Here is a 7,776-nt window from a genome sequence, read left to right as displayed (position 1 = left end):
ATGCCGCTCCCTCCCCCTCCCCCCCGCGTCGGCTGCACAGCTCCCTGTCCATGCCGTATTTCTCGTTCGCACAGCCGCTGACCCCACGGAGCTGAATATGAGCGACATCCAGTGGAGCGACGGCGCTCCCATCTACCGCCAACTGAAGGAACGCGTGATCGCCATGATGCTTGACGGAATCCTCAAGCCGGGCGATGCCCTTCCTTCGGTGCGCCAGGTGGCCGCCGATTACCAGCTCAATCCCATCACCGTTTCGCGCGCCTACCAGGAGCTGGCCGATGAAGGCCTGGTCGAGAAGCGCCGCGGTCTGGGCATGTTCATGACCGAACAGGCGGCCACGCAGCTGCGCAGCAGCGAGCGCGAACGCTTCCTCAACGAAGAATGGCCGGCCGTTCTGGAGCGCATCCAGCGACTGGGCCTGAGTCTCGACGAATTGTTGCCCCAGGGGAAATTCTGATGAATGCCAGTCCCACTACCGCTGTGCCAAGCGACGCTGTCATTACCGCCCGAGGCCTTCGCAAGGCCTACAAGAACACGCTCGCGCTCGACAACGCCAGCTTCTCCATACCGGCCGGCCGGATCATCGGCCTGATCGGCCCCAATGGTGCCGGCAAGACCACCGCGCTGAAGGCGGTGCTCGGCCTGACCTCGGTGGAAGGCGAGCTGAGCGTGCTTGGCCGTGACCCGCGCGCGCATCGCGACGATCTGATGAATGACATCTGCTTCATCGCCGATGTCGCCGTGCTGCCGCGCTGGCTGAAGGTGCGTGAGGCGATCGACTTCGTCGCCGGCGTGCACCCCCGCTTCGACCGTGCCCGTTGCGAGCGTTTCCTGGCCAACACAAAGCTGCAGCCCAAGCAGCGCGTGCGTGAACTGTCCAAGGGCATGATCGTGCAGCTGCACCTGGCCCTGGTGATGGCCATCGACGCCAAGGTGCTGGTGCTGGACGAACCCACGCTCGGCCTGGACATCCTGTACCGCAAGGAGTTCTACCAGCGCCTGCTGGAAGACTACTTCGACGAGCAGAAGACCATCATCGTCACCACCCACCAGGTGGAGGAGATCGAGCACATCCTCACCGACGTGATGTTCATCCGCGATGGCCGCATCGTGCTCAACGCGGAAATGGACGAGGTCGGCGAGCGCTATACCGAACTGCTGGTCGGCGCCGATCAGCTTGAAACCGCCCGCGCACTGAAGCCCATCGACGAGCGCAGCCAGGCCTTCGGCAAGACCGTCCTGCTGTTCGACGGGGTGCCACGCAGCCAGCTGGCCAGCCTGGGCGAAACCCGCAACGCCGGCCTTGCCGATCTGTTCGTCGCTGTCATGAAGGGGACCTACGCATGAATGCCGTCAACCATCCTGTCAGCCCTGCAGGCACCCTGCGCTGGCTGCTCAAGCGCGAATACTGGGAAAACCGCGGTGGTTTCCTGTACGCCCCGGTGATCGCCGGCATCGTTTCGCTGCTGATGAGCGGCATCGGCATCGGCCTGGGCCTGTTCGCCCTGCATCGTGCCGCGCGCGATGGCGGCCTGCACATCGACGGCGAGAGCGTGAACATCAATGGTCTGGATCTGGCCGTGCTGACCCGCGACATCAGCGCCAAGGACATGGCCGATCTGGGCAACGGCCTGGACCTGGCGATGGTACTGACCTCGTCATGGCCGCTGATCGTGCTCGCGTTCGTGGTGTTCTTCTACTGCCTGGGCGCGCTGTATGACGACCGCCGCGACCGCAGCATCCTGTTCTGGAAGTCGCTGCCGCTGTCGGATACCCAGACCGTGCTGTCCAAGGTGTTCAGTGCACTGATCGTCGCACCGCTCATCGCCATCATCGCGTCCAGCCTGACCCTGCTCGTGTTCATGCTGGTGCTGTGCCTGGTGGTGGTCTCCCATGGCGGTGACGCGATGCAGCTGATCATCGGCCCGGCCAACCCGATGAGCCTGGTACTGGGCATGTTCGTGTCCATCCCGGTATACGCCCTGTGGGCGCTGCCTACTGCCGGCTGGCTGCTGCTGTGCTCGGCGTGGGCACGGAGCAAGCCGTTCCTGTGGGCGGTGATGCTGCCGCTGTTCGCCGGCATCATCGTCAGCACCACCAAGCTGATGCACCTGTTCGACCTGACCACCGGCTGGTTCTGGCAGCACATCGTCGGTCGCCTGCTGTTGGGTGCGATGCCGGGGATGGACCTGCTGTACCGCGCCGGCGGCGAATCCAGGCAGGATCTGAACTCGATCGTCGCCCTGATGTCGCCCGCCGCGCAGCTGAAGTCGCTGGCAATGCCCGGCCTGTGGATCGGTGCGGCCTTCGGCGTGGTCTTCATCTTCATCGCCATCCGCCTGCGCAAGCGCGCTGGCGAAATCTGATCTTCAACCTGGAGGCACCACCCATGCGTTCCTTGATTGCCTGTAGTGCGCTGTTGCTGTTGCCCTTGTCGGCGCTGGCCGCCGATGCACCGAACTGCAAGTTCTCCGCGCCGCGCGCGCTGAAGATCGACACCGCCGGCGCCAAGGCGGTGGTGTTCGAGATCAACCAGCATGACCTGAAGGTGGTCGCCAGCGCTGGCGGTGGCCAGCTCGAGGGCCGCGCCTGCGCGTCCAACAAGGACTGGCTGGACCAGCTGGTGCTGGACCAGCGGCGCGTGGGTGACAAGCTGGTGGTAAGCCTGCGCCGCGACAGCCGCGGCTCGCTGTCGATGGGCAACAACTATGCCTGGCTGGACATCCGTGGCAGCGTGCCGGACAACCTGCCGCTGCAGTTCAAGATCGGTTCCGGCGATGGCAGCATCGAGAACGCGCAGTCGCTGAGCATGGACGTGGGCTCCGGTGATGGCATCGCCCGCGGCACCCGCGGCAGCGTGCATGCCGCCGTGGGTTCGGGCGACCTGGACGTTGATGGCGCCGCATCGTTCAACCTGCTCTCGCTGGGTTCGGGCGACGTCAACGCCCGCAACATCGGCGGTGATGCCAGCGTCGGCACCGTCGGCTCCGGTGACCTGAAGGTGACCGACGTGCGTGGCAACGCGCGGCTGGATACCGTCGGCTCCGGCGACATCGGCTTCAAGCAGGTGCAGGGCAACCTCGAGATCGGTGTGGTCGGCTCCGGCAATGTCGAGATCGAGCAGGTCGGCGGCAATGTCCGTGTACGCAGCCACGGCTCGGGTGATATCGATGTCGATGGCGTGCGCGGCAACCTCACCGTCGAGCACAGCGGCAGCGGCGACGTCCAGCACCGCAGTGTGGCCGGCACCGTCACCCTGCCCCGCGGCAAGTAACGCCCAACCATCCGATTCGAGGGGAATGCCATGAACCTGCTGCGCCTGCTGCCTGCTGCCCTGCTGTGCCTGCCACTGATCGCCTGTGGCGACACCTCCAGCCCCGACAAGACCGCCGGCAAGGCGGTGGCCGAGACCGCCGGGGGCGTCGGCCAGACCGTCAAGGAAGCGATGGACGACGCCCGCAAGGAAATTGCCGAGGGCAACATCAAGATCTCCGCTGACAACCAGCCGCGCGCGGAGATCACCCCGCAGGGACAGCTGCTGATCGGCGGCAAGCAGGTAACGCTGGACGAGGGCCAGCGCCGCCAGCTGCTCGATTACCGCGGCCATGTGGTGGCGGTGGCGATGGACGGCATGGATGTGGGCCTGGCGGGCGCCAAGCTCGGTGCCAACGCTGCCGGTGAAGCACTGAAGGGCATCTTCAGCGGCGACAGCGAAGGCATCGAGAAGCGGATCAACGCCGAGGCCGCCAAGATCGAGGCGCAGGCCAAGCGCATCTGCGACCGCATGCCGGCCATGCTGGCCAGCCAGCAGGCCCTGGCGGCCTCGCTGCCGGCGTTCAAGCCCTACGCCACGATGGACCAGAGCGATGTGGACGACTGCGGCAAGGACACCGTCGTCAACCGCTGACCCTGTGACAGATCAGCGCACCCGGCCGGCAGCGCGCAGGCGTTGCCGGCCGCTGCGCCCCGGCGGGCTTACAATGGCGCCCCCGGATGCACTTCATTGAACCGCCATGAAAAAGCTGTTTCTGCTGCTGGCCGCCCTGCTCTGCCTGGGCCTGGTCGGCTGTGACCAGGATTACCGCAACCACCGCGCCGAGCGCGGCAAACCGAAGATCTCGGTCAGCGAAAGCATCGTGACCGTGCGCCGCCAGCCGGCGCCGAACATCATCATCCTGCCCGACGGTCAGATGAAGATCGACGAGATCCTGATCCCACTGAACGCCGAGCAGAAGCACATGCTGCAGACGATGTTCGGCACGCTGCAGGTGCTGCGCCAGAACACGCTGGTGGCCGCACCGGCCGACCCCAACATGCAGCCGGTGAAGATCGTGCCACCGGAAGGCATGCAGGTGATTCCGCCGGACCTGGTGCAGACCATTCCCGAGTTCAAGGATTACACCGAGACCTTCGGCAACATCGTCGCCGACCGTCGTTGAAACGAGAACGCCGCCCTCCCGGGCGGCGTTTCCGTTTGTAGAGCCGAGCATAGGCTCGGCTCTACAGAGTGCAGATTGCAGATCAGCCGCCGGCACCACCGCCACCGGCCTGGATGCCACCGGCGGTCAACGCGGCCGGGTCCAGCAGCCGGCGCAGCTCGGCTTCGGCCAGGCCACTGTCTTCCAGCGCCACGTCCAGCACCGGGCGCTGCTCCTTGTAGGCACGCTTGGCGATGGCTGCGGCTTTCTCGTAGCCGATGATCGGGTTCAGCGCGGTCACCAGGATCGGATTGCGTGCCAGCGCTTCGGCCACACGGTCTTCGCGCACCTTCAGGCCGGCAATGGCGCTGTCGGCCAGCAGGGTCGACACATTGGCCAGCAGGCCGATGCCATCAAGCAGGTTCACCGCGATCAGCGGCAGCGTCACATTGAGCTGGAAGTTGCCGGTCTGGCCGGCCACGGTGATCGCCGTGTGGTGGCCGATCACCTGTGCGCAGGCCATCACCGTCGCCTCCGGAATCACCGGATTGACCTTGCCCGGCATGATCGAGGACCCCGGCTGCAGTGCCGGCAGCTCGATCTCGCCCAGGCCCGCCAGCGGACCGGCATTCATCCAGCGCAGGTCGTTGGCGATCTTGATCAGGGCTACTGCCAGCGCATTGAGCTGGCCCGACAGTTCCACCGCATCATCCTGCGCGGCCAGGCCTTCGAACTTGTTCTCGGCGCTGTCGAACTTGAAGCCGGTCTGCTGCTTCAGTGCCTTGGCCACCTGCGCACCAAAGCGCGGGTCGGCATTGATGCCGGTGCCGATGGCGGTACCGCCCAGCGGCAGGCGGCGCACGCGCTTGAGGCTGTCCTCGATGCGCTCCTGTGCCGAGGCCAGCTGCGCCGACCACGCACCGAATTCCTGTTCGAAGGTCAGCGGCATCGCGTCCATCAGGTGGGTGCGGCCGGTCTTGACCACCTTGCGCAGGCTGCGGCCCTTCTTGTCCAGGGTTTTGCGCAGGTGCACCAGCGCCGGCAGCAGTTGTTCGTGCGCGGCCAACACGGCCGACACCCGCAGCGCCGTCGGAATCACATCGTTGGAGCTCTGCCCCTGGTTGACGTGATCGTTCGGGTGCACCGTGGTCTTGCCTGCCTTGCCTGCCTTGCCGGCGCGGTTGGCCAGCGTGGCGATGACCTCGTTGGCATTCATGTTCGAGGAGGTGCCCGAACCGGTCTGATAGACGTCGATCGGGAACTGCGCGTCCCACGTACCGTCCGCCACTTCAGCAGCGGCAGACTGGATCGCCTTGGCCACTGTCTTGGGCAAGTGGCCCAGCTCGGCGTTGACGCCGGCGGCGGCTCCCTTGACCAGGCCCAGTGCGCGGATGAAGCCGCGCGGCATGCGCTGGCCCGACACCGGGAAATTCTGTACAGCGCGCTGGGTCTGCGCGCCCCACAGGGCGTCGGCAGGCACCTGCAGTTCGCCCATGCTGTCGTGCTCGATCCGGAAACCCTTGGGGGCGCTCTTGCTTGCAGCTTTGCTCATTGCATCAACTCCGCACTACTTCGGTTGGGGAAAGGGAAGCGGCGGCTGGCAGGGTGTCGCTTCCCGGGCTGGCGGCTGCGACAACGATACTCCCTTGTCCGCAGCGTGGGATGGCGAGGACGGGCCAGATCGTTTCATCGGCAGGGCCGATTGTGTTGTAGAGCCGAGCCCACGCTCGGCTGCATCTGCGGTCTGGCGTCTGAGGAGCAGCCGAGCGTAGGCTCGGCTCTACAGGGCGCTCCCGCCCGGCACGTCGTAGAATATGGCCCCCGCCGCTCGCCCTTCCCTGCCGACATGTCCGAATCCGCCCTGCTCGCCCTGTCCCCGCTCGATGGCCGCTATGCCGGCAAGGTCGACGCCCTGCGCCCGATCTTCTCCGAGTACGGCCTGATCAAGGCCCGTGTCACGGTTGAAGTGGAGTGGCTGCTGGCCCTGGCCGCCGAGCCGGGCATCGTCGAGCTGGCCGCGTTCTCCGACGCCGCCATCGTCCGCCTGCGTGCGCTGGCCAGCGGCTTCAGCCCGGCCCAGGCCGCGCGCGTGAAGGAGATCGAGCGCACCACCAACCATGACGTCAAGGCGGTGGAGTACTTCATCAAGGAGCAGTTGAAGGACGATGCCGAGCTGGCACCGGCGCTGGAGTTCGTGCATTTCGCCTGCACCAGCGAAGACATCAACAACCTCAGCTACGGCCTGATGCTGGAACAGGCCCGGCGCGACGTGGTGCTGCCGACCCTGGACGGCATTGCGACCGCCCTGCGCACCCTGGCCCATGCCCAGGCGGGCCAGCCGATGCTGTCGCGCACCCACGGCCAGACCGCCTCGCCGACCACCCTGGGCAAGGAGCTGGCCAACGTGGTCGCGCGCCTGGAGCGCCAGCGCCGGCAGATCGCCGCGGTCGAACTGACCGGCAAGATCAACGGCGCGGTCGGCAACTACAACGCGCACATCGCCAGCTACCCGGACGTGGACTGGCCGGCCTTCGCCGAGCGCTTCGTCACCGGCCTGGGCCTGGTGTTCAACCCGTACACCACGCAGATCGAGCCGCACGACAACATCGCCGAGATCGGTGATGCCGCCCGTCGCGCCAACATCATCCTGATCGACCTGGCCCGCGACATCTGGGGTTACGTCTCGCTGGGCTACTTCAAGCAGCGCCTGAAGGAAGGCGAAGTCGGTTCGTCGACGATGCCGCACAAGGTCAACCCGATCGATTTCGAGAACGCCGAAGGCAACTTCGGCATCGCCAACGCGCTGTTCGAGCATTTCAGCGCGAAGCTGCCGATCAGCCGCTGGCAGCGCGACCTGACCGATTCCACCGTGCTGCGCGCGCTGGGCACCGCATTCGGCCACAGCCAAGTGGCGCTGGATTCGCTGGCCAAGGGCCTGGGCAAGCTGGAAGTGAACCCGCAGCGCCTCGACGCCGATCTGGATGCGGCCTGGGAAGTGCTGGCCGAAGCCGTGCAGACGGTGATGCGCCGCCACGGCCTGCCGAACCCGTACGAGCAGCTGAAGGCGCTGACCCGTGGTCAGGGCATCACGGCAGAGTCGATGCGCACGTTCGTGCAGGGACTGGAGCTGCCGGCGGATGCCAAGCAGCGCCTGCTCGACATGACCCCGGGCAGCTATACCGGCCTGGCCGAGTCGCTGGCGAAGAAGATCTAAGGGTTTTCCTTGCGGCGGCGGCCGCGGGCGCTGCCTGCGGCAGGCTTGTACTGCCAGGGCAACGGCAACGGCAACGTCAAAAGCGGCTCTGGATTGCTGCTAGCTGGGCGGGCCGGGATGGGCCAGCGGGACACGCCGTGAACC

Annotated in this window: 8 protein-coding genes; 7 read left to right on the top strand and 1 reads right to left on the bottom strand. The window is 66.2% G+C overall.

Annotated elements, in window-relative coordinates; translation table 11 throughout:
- Nucleotides 1-97 precede the first annotated feature (97 nt).
- The 6 genes from GIW57_RS23375 to GIW57_RS23350 all read left to right on the top strand — a co-directional run bounded on the left by GIW57_RS23375 (nt 98) and on the right by GIW57_RS23350 (nt 4,439).
- The gene (locus GIW57_RS23375) at nt 98-457 is read left to right on the top strand and encodes a GntR family transcriptional regulator (RefSeq protein ID WP_012511573.1); all 360 of its coding nucleotides are present in this window, start codon (nt 98-100) and stop codon (nt 455-457) included.
- A complete protein-coding gene (locus GIW57_RS23370) occupies nt 457-1,347 on the top strand; it encodes an ABC transporter ATP-binding protein (RefSeq protein ID WP_089236130.1) in 891 nt (296 codons plus the stop codon). Before GIW57_RS23375 ends, GIW57_RS23370 begins: the two co-directional genes overlap by 1 nt.
- Nucleotides 1,344-2,366, top strand: coding sequence for a hypothetical protein (locus GIW57_RS23365; protein WP_236513094.1), 1,023 nt, complete (start codon nt 1,344-1,346; stop codon nt 2,364-2,366). Before GIW57_RS23370 ends, GIW57_RS23365 begins: the two co-directional genes overlap by 4 nt.
- A gap of 23 nt (nt 2,367-2,389) precedes the next feature.
- Nucleotides 2,390-3,274, top strand: a complete 885-nt coding sequence (locus GIW57_RS23360) for a DUF2807 domain-containing protein (protein WP_236513092.1) — start codon at nt 2,390-2,392, stop codon at nt 3,272-3,274.
- A 30-nt stretch (nt 3,275-3,304) separates the two neighbouring features.
- Nucleotides 3,305-3,907, top strand: coding sequence for a DUF2884 family protein (locus GIW57_RS23355; protein WP_100460465.1), 603 nt, complete (start codon nt 3,305-3,307; stop codon nt 3,905-3,907).
- Nucleotides 3,908-4,013: 106 nt separating this feature from the next.
- On the top strand, nt 4,014-4,439 hold the full coding sequence (locus GIW57_RS23350; protein ID WP_100460466.1) for a hypothetical protein: 426 nt from the start codon (nt 4,014-4,016) through the stop codon (nt 4,437-4,439).
- Nucleotides 4,440-4,521: 82 nt separating this feature from the next.
- Here GIW57_RS23350 and GIW57_RS23345 read toward each other — a convergent pair whose 3' ends face one another.
- A complete protein-coding gene (locus GIW57_RS23345; RefSeq protein ID WP_236513090.1) occupies nt 4,522-5,970 on the bottom strand; it encodes a class II fumarate hydratase in 1,449 nt (482 codons plus the stop codon).
- Between the two features lie 294 nt (nt 5,971-6,264).
- Here GIW57_RS23345 and purB point away from each other — a divergent pair, with 294 nt between their 5' ends.
- The gene (gene purB / locus GIW57_RS23340; protein WP_100460468.1) at nt 6,265-7,632 is read left to right on the top strand and encodes an adenylosuccinate lyase; all 1,368 of its coding nucleotides are present in this window, start codon (nt 6,265-6,267) and stop codon (nt 7,630-7,632) included.
- Nucleotides 7,633-7,776: the final 144 nt, after the last annotated feature.

This window comes from Stenotrophomonas sp. PA-6-5C, assembly GCF_021605635.1.
Taxonomy (GTDB): domain Bacteria; phylum Pseudomonadota; class Gammaproteobacteria; order Xanthomonadales; family Xanthomonadaceae; genus Stenotrophomonas; species Stenotrophomonas lactitubi.
The sequence above is the reverse complement of the archived record's forward strand: the minus strand, read 5'-3'. Positions and strand labels throughout refer to the sequence as shown.